At 63.0% G+C, this 15,527-nt stretch carries 15 protein-coding genes; 1 reads left to right on the top strand and 14 read right to left on the bottom strand.

Annotation, left to right across the window (positions count from 1 at the left end; all coding sequences use genetic code 11):
- Positions 1-129 precede the first annotated feature (129 nt).
- Complete coding sequence (locus JOY50_RS28290; protein WP_132840835.1) at positions 130-1,257, top strand: alkene reductase; 1,128 nt, start codon at positions 130-132, stop codon at positions 1,255-1,257.
- Between the two features lie 111 nt (positions 1,258-1,368).
- Here the strand turns inward: JOY50_RS28290 and JOY50_RS28295 are convergent, their stop codons facing one another.
- The 14 genes from JOY50_RS28295 to benR all read right to left on the bottom strand — a co-directional run.
- A complete protein-coding gene (locus tag JOY50_RS28295) occupies positions 1,369-1,581 on the bottom strand; it encodes a cold-shock protein (protein WP_016499620.1) in 213 nt (70 codons plus the stop codon).
- A gap of 158 nt (positions 1,582-1,739) precedes the next feature.
- Entirely contained in the window at positions 1,740-2,720 is a 981-nt protein-coding gene (locus JOY50_RS28300; protein ID WP_243056154.1) for an LLM class flavin-dependent oxidoreductase, read from the bottom strand.
- Positions 2,721-2,820: 100 nt separating this feature from the next.
- Positions 2,821-3,732 (bottom strand): LysR family transcriptional regulator, encoded by a 912-nt coding sequence (locus tag JOY50_RS28305; protein ID WP_028613981.1) that lies wholly within the window; start codon positions 3,730-3,732, stop codon positions 2,821-2,823.
- 77 nt (positions 3,733-3,809) lie between these two features.
- The gene (locus JOY50_RS28310) at positions 3,810-4,502 is read right to left on the bottom strand and encodes a TraX family protein (RefSeq protein WP_243056155.1); all 693 of its coding nucleotides are present in this window, start codon (positions 4,500-4,502) and stop codon (positions 3,810-3,812) included.
- Between the two features lie 3 nt (positions 4,503-4,505).
- Entirely contained in the window at positions 4,506-5,582 is a 1,077-nt protein-coding gene (locus JOY50_RS28315; RefSeq protein WP_132840829.1) for a metal-dependent hydrolase, read from the bottom strand.
- Positions 5,583-5,667: 85 nt separating this feature from the next.
- A complete protein-coding gene (locus JOY50_RS28320) occupies positions 5,668-6,918 on the bottom strand; it encodes an OprD family porin (RefSeq protein WP_132840826.1) in 1,251 nt (416 codons plus the stop codon).
- Positions 6,919-6,972: 54 nt separating this feature from the next.
- Entirely contained in the window at positions 6,973-8,172 is a 1,200-nt protein-coding gene (locus JOY50_RS28325) for a benzoate/H(+) symporter BenE family transporter (protein WP_243056156.1), read from the bottom strand.
- A gap of 160 nt (positions 8,173-8,332) precedes the next feature.
- Positions 8,333-9,247: a catechol 1,2-dioxygenase gene (catA, locus tag JOY50_RS28330; RefSeq protein ID WP_243056157.1), complete on the bottom strand. Its 915-nt coding sequence runs from the start codon at positions 9,245-9,247 to the stop codon at positions 8,333-8,335.
- 30 nt (positions 9,248-9,277) lie between these two features.
- A complete protein-coding gene (locus tag JOY50_RS28335; protein ID WP_028613975.1) occupies positions 9,278-10,606 on the bottom strand; it encodes an aromatic acid/H+ symport family MFS transporter in 1,329 nt (442 codons plus the stop codon).
- A 57-nt stretch (positions 10,607-10,663) separates the two neighbouring features.
- Complete coding sequence (locus JOY50_RS28340) at positions 10,664-11,425, bottom strand: 1,6-dihydroxycyclohexa-2,4-diene-1-carboxylate dehydrogenase (protein WP_028613974.1); 762 nt, start codon at positions 11,423-11,425, stop codon at positions 10,664-10,666.
- A 197-nt stretch (positions 11,426-11,622) separates the two neighbouring features.
- Positions 11,623-12,633, bottom strand: a complete 1,011-nt coding sequence (benC, locus tag JOY50_RS28345) for a benzoate 1,2-dioxygenase electron transfer component BenC (protein WP_132840818.1) — start codon at positions 12,631-12,633, stop codon at positions 11,623-11,625.
- A 72-nt stretch (positions 12,634-12,705) separates the two neighbouring features.
- On the bottom strand, positions 12,706-13,191 hold the full coding sequence (gene benB, locus JOY50_RS28350; protein WP_119370025.1) for a benzoate 1,2-dioxygenase small subunit: 486 nt from the start codon (positions 13,189-13,191) through the stop codon (positions 12,706-12,708).
- Positions 13,188-14,546 carry a benzoate 1,2-dioxygenase large subunit gene (benA, locus tag JOY50_RS28355; protein WP_016487229.1) on the bottom strand — a complete coding sequence of 453 codons (1,359 nt, stop codon included), beginning with the start codon at positions 14,544-14,546 and terminating at the stop codon, positions 13,188-13,190. The genes benB and benA overlap by 4 nt, the downstream gene beginning before the upstream one ends.
- 146 nt (positions 14,547-14,692) lie before the next feature.
- The coding region (gene benR / locus JOY50_RS28360) for a benABC operon transcriptional activator BenR (RefSeq protein ID WP_243056158.1) at positions 14,693-15,527 on the bottom strand (835 nt) is incomplete at its 5' end.

The raw sequence follows: 15,527 nt of genomic DNA on the forward strand, positions 1-15,527 counted from the left end.
CGGGTTTACCCGCGAAGAGGCCGGTACAGGCAACCGCCATTGGGGAGCCCTGCGCCGGGCTTCCGGTCCCCCCTTTCCCCAATCATCTCGGTATGGTGCGCACCATTGGTTTTCACCTTTGGAGCTGCAATGAAACTCTTCCAACCCCTGCAAGTCGGCCCGCTCACCTTGGCCAACCGTGTGTTCATGGCACCCCTCACCCGCCTGCGCAGCCTCGAGCCGGGCGATGTGCCAACCACCATGATGGCCGAGTATTACCGCCAGCGTGCCAGCGCCGGGCTGATCATCACCGAAGCCACCCAGATCTCCTTCCAGGCCAAGGGCTATTCCGGCTCGCCCGGCATTCATAGTGCCGAGCAGATCGCTGCCTGGAGGCACATCAACGAAGGCATTCACGCCGAAGGGGGGCACAGCGCCGTGCAGGTGTGGCACACCGGCCGGGTGTCGCACACCTCGTTGCAACCCGGCGGCGAAGCGCCTGTCGCACCCTCGGCGCTACCGGCCGAGGCCCGCACCACCCTGCGCGACGAGCAAGGCAACCTGGTACGTGTAGAAACCTCCGCACCGCGTGCACTGAGCGAGGACGAAATCGCTGGCATCGTGGCCGACTTCGGTCTGGCAGCGGTCAACGCGCGCGAAGCCGGCTTCGACTTCATCGAACTGCACGCTGCCCACGGGTATTTGCTGCACCAGTTCCTTACCCCGAGCGCCAACCAGCGCGAGGACCGCTACGGCGGTAGCGTCGAAAACAGGGCGCGCATCGTGCTTGAAGCAGTGGACGCGGCGATTGCCAACTGGAGTGCCGAGCGCGTGGGTATCCGCGTGTTCCCGCTGGGCGGCTTCAATGGCGTGGACAATGGCGAAGACCAGGAGGCCGCAGGGCTATACCTGATCCGGGAACTGGCCAAGCGCAAACTCGCCTACCTGCACCTGTCCGAGCCGGACTGGGCCGGTGGCAAGCCGCTGCGTGACGAGTTCCGCCAGGCGATCCGCGCTGCCTATCCGGGGGTTATCATTGCTGCGGGTGCCTACACCGCCGAGAAAGGCGAAGACTTGATTGGGCGTGGTTTGATCGATGCCGTAGCGTTCGGACGCAGCTACATTGCCAACCCGGACCTGGTACAGCGGCTGCGGGTGCAGGCGCCTCTGAACGAACATCGGGCACAGTTCGACTACGCCAATGGGCCCGAGGGCTATACAGATTATCCGTTCCTGCACCAGGCCATGGGCGCTGGTGAAGGTTCGGCTCACCGATAATCAGGGTACGGCCATCCTGCCCCTGGATCTGAAAGACAAAAAACGGAGCCCTCCAAGGGCTCCGTTTTCCAGTGGCCGGGCACGCCTTAGCGTACCAGTCACTCAGGCATCTTACTCGGCGCGCACTTGCGCAGCCTGCATGCCCTTCTGCCCCTTCTCGGCAACGAAAGACACCTTCTGGCCCTCTTTCAGCGACTTGAAGCCGTCCGATTCAATGGCTTTGAAGTGGACGAAAAGGTCGTCGCCACCGCCATCGGGAGTGATGAAGCCGAACCCCTTCTCATCGTTGAACCACTTGACCGTTCCTGATTGTCTGTTGGACATACTCTAAACCCTCGAATGCTGGCTGGTGCGTTTGCGTGGATAGGTGAGCCGCCAGTCGATCGACTGGCATCTTCATACTCCATCTTGGGCGATCTGAAGCCAACTGGCCACTCACACTTTTATCAGTACGCAAAAAAGTCCCTGAAATTACTCGCGCACTACACCAGATCAGCCATGGTCTGAGCAGCAAAAGCGTATGAACGTTGCCGCGCCAACGGGTCATGAATACGGCAGTCGATCATCAACTCATCTGCCCCGGTCTGCTCGATCAGCGAGCGCAGCCCTTCTCGTACCCGCTGTGGCCCACCCGCCACGGTGCAGGCCATAACCTGTTCAAGCACCGCCCGTTCCTGCCCAGGCAGATGCTCGACATAGCCCTCCTGCGGCTTGGGCAACAAACCCAGGCGCCCCATGTGCAGGTCGACCATCCACTTGCGGTGGGAGCTGGCCAGGTAGTCTGCCTCGGCATCACTGGTGGCAGCGAACAGGTTCATGCCCACCATCACGTAAGGCTTGGCCAATTGCGCCGACGGTTGGAAATTGACGCGGTAATGGGCAATCGCCTGCAGCAGGTAACGCGGGGCAAAGTGCGAGGCGAAGGCATAGGGCAGGCCCAGCTTCGCCGCCAGGTCGGCGCCGAACAAACTGGAGCCGAGGATCCACACCGGCACATCGTGGCTGCCAGGTACGCCACGCACCCGGCGTTGGCCGTTGTCGGCCAGGTAATCGCGCAGCTCGGCGATATCCTGGCCGAAATCACGCTCTGGCGCGGCACCGCGCAAGGCTCGCACGGTCGGCCCGGAAGTACCTGGCGCGCGCCCCAGGCCCAGGTCGATGCGGCCCGGGTGCAACGTATCGAGGGTGCCGAACTGCTCGGCTATCACCAGCGGGGCATGGTTGGGCAACATGATGCCACCAGCGCCGACCCGGATGTGCCGGGTGGCATTGGCAATTTCATTGATCACCAGCGAAGTGGCGGCCGAGCCGATGCCGGGCATGTCGTGGTGCTCGGCGATCCAGTAACGACTGTAACGCTGTTGCTCGACATAGCGCGCCAGCTGGCGGGATTCTTCGATCGCGTCGGCGAAAGTCTTGCCTTCGCCGATCATGACCAGATCCAGTACGGACAGTGCAGTCATGGGGTCTCCAGAGGAATTATCAGTGGCTGACAGTTTCCCCGCTGCGCTGCCAGCGATAAACCTAGGTACAGGCCCGGCATAGGGGCCTGGTATTCCCCAATCAGTATTCCCAGGGCACGCCCGATTCCCAACTGGCCACCAACAGGTCGATGAAACCGCGTACCCGAGGGGAAAGGTGGCGCTTGCTCGGATACACGATGCGAATCGGGTCCGCCGGTGGCCGGTAGGCGTGCAGGACTTCCACCAGGGTACCGGCGCGCAGGTCGTCACCGGTGATGTAGGTGGGCAGGTGAATCAGCCCGAAGCCGGCCCGGGCGCCGTCGAGCATCGCCTCCGAGCTGTCGATGTTCAACCGCCCAGGGTCTTCGCACAAGTGCAGGCCTGCTTCAGTGTCAAAGCGCCAAGGCATGGCTTTTTCGCCCGCGAGGAAGGCGATCTTGTCGTGGCCATAAAGGTCTGAAGGCACCAAGGGAATACCTCGCGCTTCGAGGTACGCGGGCGAAGCGCAAGTTACAAACTGCTGCCAGGCCACCGTGCGGGTCAACAGCTGCGAGTCTTCCTTGGGTGCGCCAATACGCACCGCAACGTCTACGCCCTCCTCGACCAGGTCGACGAAGCGGTCAGTGAAGCGGATGTCTGCGCGCAGTTCCGGCCACTGCTTGAGGTACTGGTCCAGCACCGGCAGCACATGGCGCTGGCCGAGCGACAGCGGCGCAGTCAGGCGCAAGGTGCCTGTGGGCTTGCCGCGGCGCTGGGCCATGGCGCTTTCCACCTCGTCCAGGTCGTCCAGGATCTGCCGCCAGCGTTCGAATGCCACCAGGCCTTCGTCGGTCAGGCTCAGCTTGCGCGTGGTGCGATTGAGCAAGCGCACCGCCATGCGGGCTTCCAGGCGAGCAATGCTCTTGCCCACCGCCGACCGGGTCAGGCCCAGGCTGGCAGCGGCGGCCGTGAAGCTGCCGGCCTTGGCGGCGCTGACGAAGGCGGCGATATCGCCGAAGCGGTTAGGTTCCATGGACGGGTCCTGAGTGTGGTGCGGCCGGTTTAGATGGGTCTGAATCTGTGAATTGCAAGCGCCAGGAACGGCAAGCCTCAAGACAAGCCTTTGATCACGAGCAGATGCACGGGATAGAACAGGTAACCCCACCGCCCTACCGCAGGTACCCGCCAAGCATCATGACGCAACAACAGCCACCCGACAGGAACCGCCAGCGCAGCTGCAACCAGCGTCAGCAGGGTAATTGGCGCCAGAAGATGCTCGCGCAGCCAGTTGTTGGTCAGGTTGCCGCCAATGGCCATCAGGCAAGGCAGCAACCAGGCTAGCCCACCCTGCCTGCGTGCTATCAGCCAGGCACCAGGTAGCAACACCCCGGGCAGCCCGTACATCAATCGCTCACTGAACAACCACCCCGCCAGCAGGCCTGCAAGGCCAAGCACTCGCGCCGACCGCAATGGGTGCTGCACACCCCAGGCAACCAGCAACCCCAGCACCAATGTCGGCATTACACTGAACGTCTGCGAACCACTGTCCAGCCAACGATAGGCAGGTTCCGAGAGCACCGCGAACAGCAGCATCAGCACCAGATAGCGCAGGTTGGCGCGGGTATGGAGCGCCTCTGCTCTGTCACGCCCCACATTCACGGCAATGGCCAGGCAAAACAGCGGAAACGCCAGCCTGCCAAGCACGAACAAGCCATCGGCCTCAGGCCATATGAAGCGAAGGTGGTCGGCAACCATGGTCAGCATCGCTGTCCATTTGACCAGGTCCAGCCCGGCCGAACGCATGCCTCAGTGCCCGCGCTCGACCGCACCTGCCCCCAGGTACCGGTCGGTCCAGGCAGCCAGCGGCAAAGGCGGCTGTTGGTCGACGATACGGCGCCAGATCAACACCAGGTCATGGCCGTTGAACATCGACCCAGGCCCGGCGCCGTCCCACGCCGAAGGCACATTGGCAATCCAGTGGCCCTGGGTGTCGCGGTGCGCCATGTTGAAACGGAAGGTGTAGTTGCCCGGGATGCCCATGCGCAGGTCGGTTACCACCAGCGCATCGCCTATCTGGTCATACCGCAGCCAGTCGCCGGTGAACCAGCGCAAGCGCTGGTGCAAAGGGTCGCCTGCCAGCGCTTTTGCCAGTTCTAGGTTACGCGGCAAGCGTTGCATTTCCGGCGCCTGCCGGTCGAACCCGCTGCTGATGCCTTCGTAGTAGTCGCCATTTTGGGTCTTGGCCATTACCCGCCAGACCAGGCTGTTGAACGCGATCGGCACGGCGCGAACCTCGCTCACGACGATGCCTTGCTGGTCCAGTGCCGCCTGAAAGCGTTGCTCAGCTGCCATGCGCCCGGCAAGGCCGAAACCCAGGTAACCGGTACTGAACACCAGTGCCAGGGTCAACAGGCGTGTCGCGCTACCGGTAACGCCCTTGATGATTGCGTAGATGACTGCCGCCAGCAGGGGCAAGGTATAGACCGGATCGATAATGAACACTGCGGCCCAGCTTTGTGGGGTGGGTTGCAGTGGCCAGAACAGTTGCGTGCCATACACCGTGAAGGCATCCAGCAACGGGTGGGTGATGAGTACCAGCCAGAAGGCAAGGAACAGCCTGGGCAAGGTGTAGCCTTTGCCGGGCCAGCATTTGTTGACCAGCCAGGCCAGCAGCAGGGCCAGCCCGGTGAGCACGAACAGCGAGTGTGAGAAGCCGCGATGGTAGGTCATCTGCGACACCGGGTCGGCATAGCGGATGATTACATCGAGGTCGGGCAGCGTGCCCAGGGTTGCGCCATACAGCAGCGAGCGGCGGCCCTGGATACGGCCAAGCACGGTGCCTTGCAGGGCTGCGCCGAGTACGGCCTGGGTGATGGAGTCCAAGGGTAGCATCCTGAAAAGGTGGTTTCCGGAAGCTACCTCTATCTGGTGCCGATGCGCAAATCCCCTCCGGTTGCCCCTAGGTGATTCAGAACAACTGCCAACTGTACACCAGGGTCAGCCGGTTCTCGTCGATATCGCTGCGGTAGTTGGAACGGGCCATCGCGTTCCTTACCCGAATCCCCAGCCCTTTCAGCGCCCCGCTCTGTACCGCATAACCGATGTCCAGGTCGCGTTCGCGATCACGGCCTTCATAGCCCAGCCCGGTATCGACATTGTTACCGGTTATGTAGCGCACGGTCGCGGTCAGGCCCGGCACGCCCATGGCGGCAAAATTGTAGTCGTAGCGCACCTGGTACGAGCGCTCGTCGGTGTAAGCAAACTCATAGGTCGGCACCTCGTTACCCAGCGGCGAAATATTGGCGAACACCCGTGGGAACGGGCTGTCGCCATAAATGCCCTGGTAGCCCGCATGGAAGCTGTGCCCGCCGTGCCGGGCGGTGAACATCGAGAAGAACGCCTGGTTGTCGATGTTGCCGAGCAACGCATTGCCATCCTCACGCGCGGTGAAGTAGCCCAGATTGGCGCTGAGCACCCAGTCGCCCACAGGCTTGCTGTGCTTGAGGCCGACAAAACCCTGTTCGTAGATATCTTCCAGTTGCCCGTACCACAGGCTGACGCTGCTCTGGTTGGCATTGAACGCATAATCCCCGCCCACATAGTTGAAGGCATCGCTCTCGGCCTGACGCATCGGCACATGGCCGAGCATCGCGTTCATCTTGCCGTCACCGCCTTCGTTGCGCAGGTGGGTGCTTTTCAGGTGCCCGGCCTGCACGGTCAGCCCGTCAATTTCCGACGAGCTCAAGCTGGCGCCCTGGTAGGTCGGCGGCAGCAGGCGGATGTCGCTGAAGGTCAGGACCGGAAGGTTGGGCTGCAGTTCACCGACGCGCAGTTCGGTCTTCGACAGGCGAGCTTTGAAGGTGGGCGCAAGTCGGCTGTACTCGTCGGCAGCACGGCCGTCGCCATGTACCGGTAGCAGGCCGGTGTTGACGCGGTCGGGGCTGCTGTCCAGCTTTATGCCCAAAAGCCCCAGCGCATCGACGCCAAAGCCGACGGTACCCGGGGTGTAGCCGCTCTTGAAGTCGAGGATGAAGCCCTGGGCCCACTCCTCTGCCTTGGACTGCCTGTTGGCCCCGACAATATCGGAGAAATCGCGGCTGAAGTAATAGTTGCGGGCACTCAGGGTGGCCTTCGAATCCTCGAAGAAACCGCCTTCGGCGGCCAGCAATGGTTGGCTGAGCAAAGTCAGGCCCAGGGCAACGCAAGGGGTGTGATTCATTCCGAAGCTCTCTTGATCTTGTTTTTATGGATAAAGCGTTGGGAACACGACGGCTCATGGGGTACGGCGCAGCACCTCCCGGGTACGTGGCTGGTGCAACCTGAGCAGCGCATGGGCCAGCAGGCCGAACAGCAGCCCCCAGAACGCCGCCGACAGGCCAAGAAAGGCCACCCCCGAAGCAGTGACCAGAAAAGTGAACAGGCCTGCATCGCGCTCGCCTGGCTCGGCCAGGCTGCGGGCCAGGGCTTCGCTGATGGCGCCATACAGGGCCAGCCCGGCCAGGGCAGCGATCAGCGCAGCGGGAAAGGCCGCGAACAACGACATCAATGTGGCCCCGGCGATGCCCAGCAGCAGGTACAACGCGCTGCCAGCCACCGCCGCCACATAGCGCCGCCGAGGGTTTTCATGGGCCTCATGGCCGGTGCACAGGCTGGCGGTAACCGCCGCCAGGTTCAGCCCGTGGCAGCCGAACGGCGCCAGCACGGCACCGGCCAGGGCACTGGCGCTGATCAAGGGGCTGGCCGGTGTGGGGTAACCCGCATTGCGCAGCACCGCCATGCCCGGCATGAACTGCCCGGTCAGCGCCACCAGCACCATCGGCAGCGCCAGGCTGAATACCGCTGGCAGGCTGAACTGCGGCGTGATCCACTGCGGTGAGGCCAGCTCCAGCACCAGTGCCTCGCTACGGAATGCACCGCTTGCAACAGCCACCAGGGTGCCCACGCACAGCACCGCAGCCACCGCATAACGCGGCTGTACCCGGCGCATCAGCACGTAGGTGACAAACATCGCCAACACCAGCAACGGCTGCACTGGCAAGGCGCGGAACACCTCGATACCGAAACTGAACAGGATGCCGGCCTGCATGCCAGCGGCGATGGACCCCGGCAGCCGCGCGATGACGCGGTCGAAGGCCCCGCTGATGCCGATCAGCAGCAGGACCAGGTTGGCCACCAGGTAGGCACCCACGGCCTGTTCCAGGCCGAGTTGCGGCAAAGCCGTGACCAGCAGCGCCGAGCCCGGGATCGACCAGGCGATTACTACCGGCACACGGTAGCGCAGGCTGAGCAGCGCACCGAGCACGGCACTGCCCATGGACACGGCCCACACCCAGGATGACAACTGCCTGTGGGACAGCCCGGCAGCTTCGGCGGCGTGGAAAATGATCACCAGCGGGCCGGCGTAAGAGATCATCGTGGCGATGCAGCCAGCGACGATGGCGGACAGTGAGCTGTCCTTGATCAGGGTTTTCATGGCGCATCTCGCAAGGCATCGGCCGGCCTTTGTGGCTGGCTCTTGTTCTGGTGTTGGCGTCTTCGCGGGCTTGCCCGCTCCCACAGGTCCGGTGCACTGTCCCGGGTTCCCGCGACCCCTGTGGGGGCGGGCAAGCCCGCGAAGAAGCCAACTCGGTGTATCAGGCCTCCTGCAAAGCCCGTGGCCGTGCACTGCGCTGCTCATCTGCGCTGCCCTGGGCCTGCTGCAGCTGGAAATCGAACTTCAGCTGCGCGTGCCGCCCCGCCGGCCCTTCGACAAACACCACCTCCCCCACCAGCCCATCGCGCGTGGCATAGGCAAAGTCATCCCACAGGTACTTGTCCCCCGACAGGTTGATCTGCGTGGTCAGGTGCCGATGCCCCGGTGCCGAGATGAAGAAGTGCACGTGCGCCGGGCGCTGGCCATGGCGGCCCAGCAGGTCCAGGCACTCTTGGGTCGGCCCCTGAGGGTCGCATCCGTAACCCGACGGCACGATGGAGCGTGCGCGATAACGCCCTTCGGCATCGGTGACGATGCGACGGCGCAGGTTGTAATCGGACTGGCTCTGGTCGAAGAACGAATAGGTGCCACGGGTATTGGCATGCCACAGGTCGACGGTGGCCCCTGCCAGCGGTTGCCCTTGCGGGTCGAATACCTGGCCTTCCAGATGCATCAGCGTGGCCACGCCGTCTTCACTGCCATCGTCCATGCGCACTTCGCCGTGGGCGATGGGCGCGCCCGCCACATACAACGGGCCTTCGATGGTGCGTGGCGTACCGCCGGCAAGCCCTGCCTGCTGGTCCTTGGCGTCCTGCAACAGGTCGAGGAAGTGCTCGATGCCCAGGCCCGCCACCAGCAGCCCGGCCTCGCCGCGCCCGCCCAGGCGATTGAGGTAGTCGACGGCATGCCAGAACTCGTCCTCGCTGACTTCCAGGTCTTCGATCAACCGCGCGGTGTCTTGCAGCACGCGTTGCACAATACGCTTCAGGCGTGGGTTGCCATCATCGTTGGCAAAGCCTGCGGCCTCCTCGAAAAACCGCTGGCCCTCGGCAGTGTGAGAAATTTTCACGGTCATGCGGGGTTACCTCATCTTGTTATTTTCGGGTTACGCCTGCGCCGTCATGGCCTGGGCTTGCCGACGGCCGCTGGCCAGGTGCACGGCCATGGCCAGGGCGGCAATCGCGCCAGGGACGGCGAAGGCGATGAAGTTGAGTTGCAGGGGCAGGTTGATGCCCATCAGTGCGCCGCCCAGCAAGGGGCCGACGATGGCGCCGTTGCGGCCGATACCCGAGGCCCAGCCAAGCCCCGTGGAACGCACCGACAGCCCATACATTTGCGCAGCGCCGGCATACAGCAGGATCTGCGTACCAATGGTGGTGGCGCCGGCAATGAAGATCAGCAGGTACAACACCGGCATCGGGCTGTTGACGCCCAGCAAACTGATCGACAATGCGGCGGCAATGAAGAACGCCACCTTGACCTTGACCAGGTTGTAGCGGTCGCCCAGCCAGCCACCGAGGATCGCCCCGGCCATGCCACCAAAGTTCAACGCCAGCAGGAACGACAGGCTGGACCCAAGGCTGTAGCCAGCATTGGCCATCAGTTTCGGCAGCCACGAGCTGAGTGCGTAAACCATCAGCAGGCAGCAGAAGAACGCCAGCCACAACGCCAGGGTGCGAACGGCCAGGCCGTTGCGGAACAGCTCCAGTACCGAGGCCCCGCTGCCTTTGCGGTCCGCCGCCTGCAGTACATCATCGGCCTGCACATCGCAGTCCGGGTCCAACCGCTTGAGCAGCTTGCGCGCTTCATCGCTGCGGCCCTGGCGCACCAGAAAGCCGATGGATTCCGGCAGGTAGTAGAGGATCACCGGCAACAGCAACAGTGGCACTGCAGCTGCGAAGAACATCGACTCCCAACCGAAGCGCGGCAGCATGAAGATGCCAACGCCCGCCGAAAGCATGCCGCCCACCGAATAACCGCTGAACATGATCGCCACCAGCGTACTGCGCAGGCGCTTGGGCGCGTACTCGTTCATCAGCGCCACAGCGTTGGGCATCAGGCCGCCACAGCCCAGGCCGGCAATGAAGCGGTAGATGCCAAACTCGCTCGGGCTAGTAGCGAAGCCATTGAGGATGGTCGCCCCCGAGAACAAGGCGAAACAGATGGCAATGCCCTTCTTGCGCCCGATGCGATCGGCCAAACTGCCGAAAGCCAGGGCGCCGAACATCATGCCGAACAGCGCGTAACTGCCCAGCGCACCCGCCTGCAGCGGGGTCAGGCCCCATTCTTTCATGATGACCGGCAGTACCACGCCGTAGATGAACAGGTCATAGCCGTCGAAGATCAGCAGCAGGCCGCACCAGGCCATGACCATCCAGTGGAACGGGGTGAAACGCGCGTTATCGATGATCGGGTGTACGTCAAGGGTTCGCATGGCATCTGTCGCTCTTGTTTTTGTTGTGGAGGAAAGCTGTTGCCGTGAAGTTGCTGCTCAACCGAGGTCGCCGCCCCCTACCGGCAGGGTCACGCCGGTGATGTACGAGGCCTCGTCCGACGCCAGGAACAGGATCGCGCCCACTTGCTCGTCGATGCTGCCGTAGCGGTGCATCAGGCTGCTGTCGAGGGTCTGGTCGACGATCTGCTGGTACCAGTGTTTTTCCTGCTCGCTTTGCTCGGCGCTGTTGCGTGGTACGCGCCGGGGTGGCGCTTCGGTGCCGCCGGGCGCAGTGGCGTTGACGCGGATGCCCCGCCCTGCAGTTTCGAAGGCCAGGCATGCGGTAAGCGCGTTGACGCCGCCCTTGGCTGCGCCATAAGGCACCCGGTTGACGCCACGGGTGGCGATGGAAGAAACGTTGACGATGGCGCCGCTGCCGCGTTCAAGCATGTAGGGCAGCGCGGCGTGGCAGCACCAGAGGGTGGGGAACAGCGAACGGCGCACTTCGGCCTCGATCTGCTCGACCTCGTAGTGCTCGAAAGGCTTGGCCCAGATAGTGCCGCCTACGTTATTGACCAGGATGTCGAGGCGGCCAAAGGTTTCCACCGCACTGGCCATGACCCGGGCGCAGTCGGTGTGTTGCTCCAGGTCGGCGGTGAGGGTGAGCATGCCCTCGCCAGCCAGCTCGTGGACCAGTTCGGAACGGTCGACCGCCACCACTTGCGCGCCTTCGGCCTTCAGCCGCCAGCATACGCCCCGGCCGATGCCTTGAGCGGCGCCGGTGACCAGGGCAACCTTGCCTTGGAATCTGTTGTTCATGTTGATCTCCTACACCGTCTGAAAATGCCGGGAGGGCTGCGCCCTCCATCGCGACACAAGGCCGCTCCTACAAGTACTGTGTGGGAGCGGGCATGCCCGCGAACAGGGGCGAAGCCCGTGCCATCCCCCGCGCAGCCTGCTTCGCGGGCTCGCCCGCTCCCACAGGGTCGGCGTATTGCTTGAGTCAGAGGGGGCTGTCAGGCCGCCGCCGCGAACTTCTCGTAGTAGAAGTTGGCCGGGGTAATGCCCTTCTCGCGCACGTACTGGCTGACCGCCTCGACCATCGGTGGTGGCCCGCACAGGTAAAGGTCCACATCGCCGTCGTTGAGGTGGCGTGGCTCGATGTGCTGGGTCACGTAGCCCTTTTGCGGGTACTGGCTGTCCGGGTTGGCCACACAAGCGCTGTAGGTAAAGTTGGGGATGCGCGCCGCCAGTGCTTGCAGGCGGTCGAGCTCGACCAGGTCGAAGTCGTTGGTCACGCCATAGATCAGGTGCAGCGGGTGTTCACTGCCCTGCTCGGCGATCTTTTCCAGCATTGCGGTGAACGGTGCCAGGCCGGTACCGCCAGCCAACAGCAACAGCGGGCGCTGGATTGGCCGCAGGTAGAAGCTGCCCAGCGGCCCGGCCAGGCTCATGCTGTCGCCGGCTTTGGCCAGGTTGGTCAGGAAGCTGCTCATCAACCCGCCCGGTACGTTGCGGATCAGGAAGCTGACTTCGCCGCCCTTCTGCAACGAACTGAACGAATAGGCGCGGCTCTGCTCGCTGCCCGGCACCTTGAGGTTGACGTACTGCCCCGGCAGGAAGGCAAGGCGGCTCAGCGCTTCACCCTTGATCGACAGGGCAATGGTGCTGGCCGACAGTTGGCGCACATCGCTGATGGCGGCCTCGAAGCTGGCCTGTTCGGTCTTGCACAGCTGCGACGAAGCAGGGATGCGGATGACGCAGTCGCTTTCAGCGCGCATTTGGCAGGTCAGTACGTAGCCTTCGGCAATTTCGTCTTCGTTCAGGGCATCTTCGATGAAGTTGTCGCCCAGGTCATAGCGGCCGGATTCGGCCTTGCACTTGCACGTACCGCAGGCGCCGTCGCGGCAGTCCAGCGGGATGTTGATGCCCTGGCGGTATGCAGCGTCAGCCACGGTTTCATGGCCGGCAGCTTCGATGAAGCGGGTAACCCCGTCTTCGAAATTCAGTGCGATCTGGTAGCTCATGTTGCACCTCGCAGGCGAGCCGGCCCACGGCGCGTCGCAGGACGCACCGGGCAGTGCTCGCAAAATCCTGTATCAGATGTGGTAGATGTCGATGACCTGGCGCACGTAGTCGTTCTTCAGCACCACCTTCTTGGCCTTGATCAACGGCTGTTCGCCGCGCAGGTCGAGGGTGTAGAAACTGGTGCCGAAGTAACTGTCCGTGGTCTTGTAGCGGAAGCTCAGGGTGTGCCAGTTAAAACGCACCTGGCAGCTGCCCTCGCCGTGCTCGACGATCTCGATGTTGCTGATGTTGTGCGAAGTGCGGGTATCAGGCACGGTCGCACTGGAGCGCTCGGTCTTGATACGGAACACGCGGTCTTCCAGGCCGCCACGGTTGCCGTACCAGATCAGCGAGATTTCGCTTTGTGGGTCTTCGGTGAGGGTGTCGTCATCGTCCCAGCTCGGCATCCAGAAGCTGGCATCGCTGGCGTACAGTTCCAGCCACTGGTCCCACTGGGCGTCGTCCAGGTAGCGCGCTTCGCGGTAGAGGAAGTCGCGCACGGTCTCATAAAGGCTCATTGCACGGCCTCCACGGGGATCAGTTGCTGGTCGTCCTTCAGCGCCTGGATCATGGTGTCCTGCCAGTACTTGTGCTGCAGCACGAACAGGCCTTCGTCTTCGGTGCGCACGCCGGACAATAACGGCTTGAGGTCGATTTCCCTGGCCGCTTCATCGGCGCCGTCCACCCAGTGGGCTGCACCACGGGACATGTCGTTCCAGCCGGTACCACCGCCGTAGCCGGTCTGGCACGAGCGGAACTCTTCCAGGTCGTCCGGGGTGGCCATGCCGCTGACGTTGAAGAAGTCTTCGTACTGGCGGATGCGCTTGGCGCGGGCATCGGCGCTCTCGCCTTTGGGGGCGATGCAGTAGATGGTGATTTCAGTCTTGTTCACTGAAATCGGCCGGGCAACGCGGATCTGCGAGCTGAACTGGTCCATCAGGTACACGTTCGGGTACAGGCACAGGTTGCGCGAGTTCTCGATCATCCAGTCGGCACGCGCCTGGCCGAAGTCGGCGGCCAGCTGGTCGCGGCGCTCATAGGCCGGGCGGTCTTCCGGGTTGGCCCAGCGGGTCCACAGCAGCAAGTGGCCGTGGTCGAAGGAGTAGAAGCCGCCGCCTTGCTTGGCCCAGGCACCGGCGCTCATGGTCTTGATCTCGTCGCCCGCCTCGCGCTGCTTGCGCTGGTTCTGGGTAGCGGCGTAGTTCCAGTGCACGGAGCTGACGTGGTAGCCGTCGGCGCCGTTCTCGGCAGTGAGTTTCCAGTTGCCTTCGTAGATGTACGAGCTGGCGCCGCGCAGCACTTCCAGGCCTTCCGGCGACTGGTCGACGATCATGTCAATGATCTTGGCCGATTCACCCAAGTGCTCCACCAGCGGTTTCACATCGGCATTCAGGCTGCCGAACAAAAAGCCCCGGTACGACTCGAAGCGCGCCACTTTGGTCAGGTCGTGGGAGCCGTCGCAGTTGAAGCTGTCGGGGTAGCCGGCGTTGCTCGGGTCTTTCACCTTAAGCAGTTTGCCGCTGTTGTTGAACGTCCAGCCATGGAACGGGCAGGTATAGCTGGAGCGGTTGCCGCGCTTGTGCCGGCACAGCATGGCACCGCGGTGGCTGCAGGCGTTGAGGAAGGCATTGAGCTCACCGTCCTTGTTGCGCGCGATGAAAATCGGCTGGCGCCCCATGGTCAGGGTGAGGAAGTCGTTCTTTTCGGGAATCTGGCTTTCGTGAGCCAGGTAGATCCAGTTGCCCTCGAAGATGTGTTTCATTTCCAGGTCGAACAGGCGTGGGTCAGTGAACATCTCGCGCTTGCAGCGGTAGATGCCCTTTTCACGGTCGTCCTCGAGCATGGCATTGAGGTAGTCGAATCCCAGGGACATGGCCAGGGTCTCCATTGTTATTGTTAAGACCTGGTCAGGTTAGGGAGACGACTGGCGGGGGGCTATCCGGATTGTGCAGAGTGCTATCCAGTTTTTATGTTGCTGCTGCACGAGCTTTGCATGTTCTTGCGACCTGCAAGCGCGTCTTACCCCCGGCGCTTGAATGTCTGCGACGGCAGCTCGCCAAATTGCTGCCGATACACCTCGGAGAACCGGCCTAGATGAAGGAAGCCGTAATCCAGGGCAAGCTCGGTCACACTGCGCACACCGCAAGTCGGGTCGTTCAGGCACGCATGCACCCGTTCCAGTTTGCGCTGGCGCACGTAATGCTTGGGTGTAGTGCCCAGGTGCTGGTCGAACAACACATACAGCGAACGCAAACTCATGCACGCCTGCTCTGCCAGCACTTCAGCTGACAGCTCCAGTTTCAGGTTGCGCTCGATGTAATCAAGAATGCGCTCAAGGCCAGCCTGCGGTGCGCTCAGGCTCTCGCGACGAATGTTGGTGCTCATCAGGGTGAGCAACTTGCTGGCGACAATCTGGCTGTAGTGGCCCTGCACCCTGGGCAGCGAATCGCTCACCTCCGCTTCATGGCAAACCATGGCCAGCAGGTTCACGAACCCGTCCAGTTCATCCAGCCGGTAATGATTGCGCAAGAACCGCACGCCCCCATCGGGCCGGTGCCAGCGCTGTTCATCACAGATCGAATCCAGCAGCCGGGTTGGAACCTTCAGGATGAACTTTTCGCAGTCTTCCGAATAGGTCAGGTCAACCGGATCATCCGGGTTGATCAGCAGCAGCTCGCCCGGCACCAGGTGCTGCTCGCGTTTGTGCCCGCGCCACAGGCAGTTGCCGTTCAGCAGCACTTGCAGGTGGTAGATGGTTTCCAGCGCCGGCGAGGTAACGCGCACGCTGCCCCCGTAGCTGATGCGGCACAGGTCGAGCTCGGCGAACTTGCGGTGGCTGAGGCTGGCCTGGGGG

Origin of the sequence: Pseudomonas sp. BP01 (assembly GCF_022760795.1) — a bacterium.
GTDB classification, from domain to species: Bacteria; Pseudomonadota; Gammaproteobacteria; order Pseudomonadales; family Pseudomonadaceae; genus Aquipseudomonas; species Aquipseudomonas putida_Q.

Bases quoted from the DNA above. Each gene is read 5' to 3' on its own strand.
- JOY50_RS28305 (WP_028613981.1), bottom strand. From the start codon at position 3,732: ATGGAACCTAACCGCTTCGGCGATATCGCCGCCTTCGTCAGCGCCGCC.
- JOY50_RS28340 (WP_028613974.1), bottom strand. From the start codon at position 11,425: ATGAACAACAGATTCCAAGGCAAGGTTGCCCTGGTCACCGGCGCCGCT.
- JOY50_RS28320 (WP_132840826.1), bottom strand. From the start codon at position 6,918: ATGAATCACACCCCTTGCGTTGCCCTGGGCCTGACTTTGCTCAGCCAA.
- catA (WP_243056157.1), bottom strand. From the start codon at position 9,247: ATGACCGTGAAAATTTCTCACACTGCCGAGGGCCAGCGGTTTTTCGAG.
- benC (WP_132840818.1), bottom strand. From the start codon at position 12,633: ATGAGCTACCAGATCGCACTGAATTTCGAAGACGGGGTTACCCGCTTC.
- benA (WP_016487229.1), bottom strand. From the start codon at position 14,546: ATGTCCCTGGGATTCGACTACCTCAATGCCATGCTCGAGGACGACCGT.
- JOY50_RS28290 (WP_132840835.1), top strand. From the start codon at position 130: ATGAAACTCTTCCAACCCCTGCAAGTCGGCCCGCTCACCTTGGCCAAC.
- JOY50_RS28310 (WP_243056155.1), bottom strand. From the start codon at position 4,502: ATGCGTTCGGCCGGGCTGGACCTGGTCAAATGGACAGCGATGCTGACC.
- JOY50_RS28325 (WP_243056156.1), bottom strand. From the start codon at position 8,172: ATGAAAACCCTGATCAAGGACAGCTCACTGTCCGCCATCGTCGCTGGC.
- JOY50_RS28300 (WP_243056154.1), bottom strand. From the start codon at position 2,720: ATGACTGCACTGTCCGTACTGGATCTGGTCATGATCGGCGAAGGCAAG.
- JOY50_RS28335 (WP_028613975.1), bottom strand. From the start codon at position 10,606: ATGCGAACCCTTGACGTACACCCGATCATCGATAACGCGCGTTTCACC.
- benB (WP_119370025.1), bottom strand. From the start codon at position 13,191: ATGAGCCTTTATGAGACCGTGCGCGACTTCCTCTACCGCGAAGCGCGC.
- JOY50_RS28295 (WP_016499620.1), bottom strand. From the start codon at position 1,581: ATGTCCAACAGACAATCAGGAACGGTCAAGTGGTTCAACGATGAGAAG.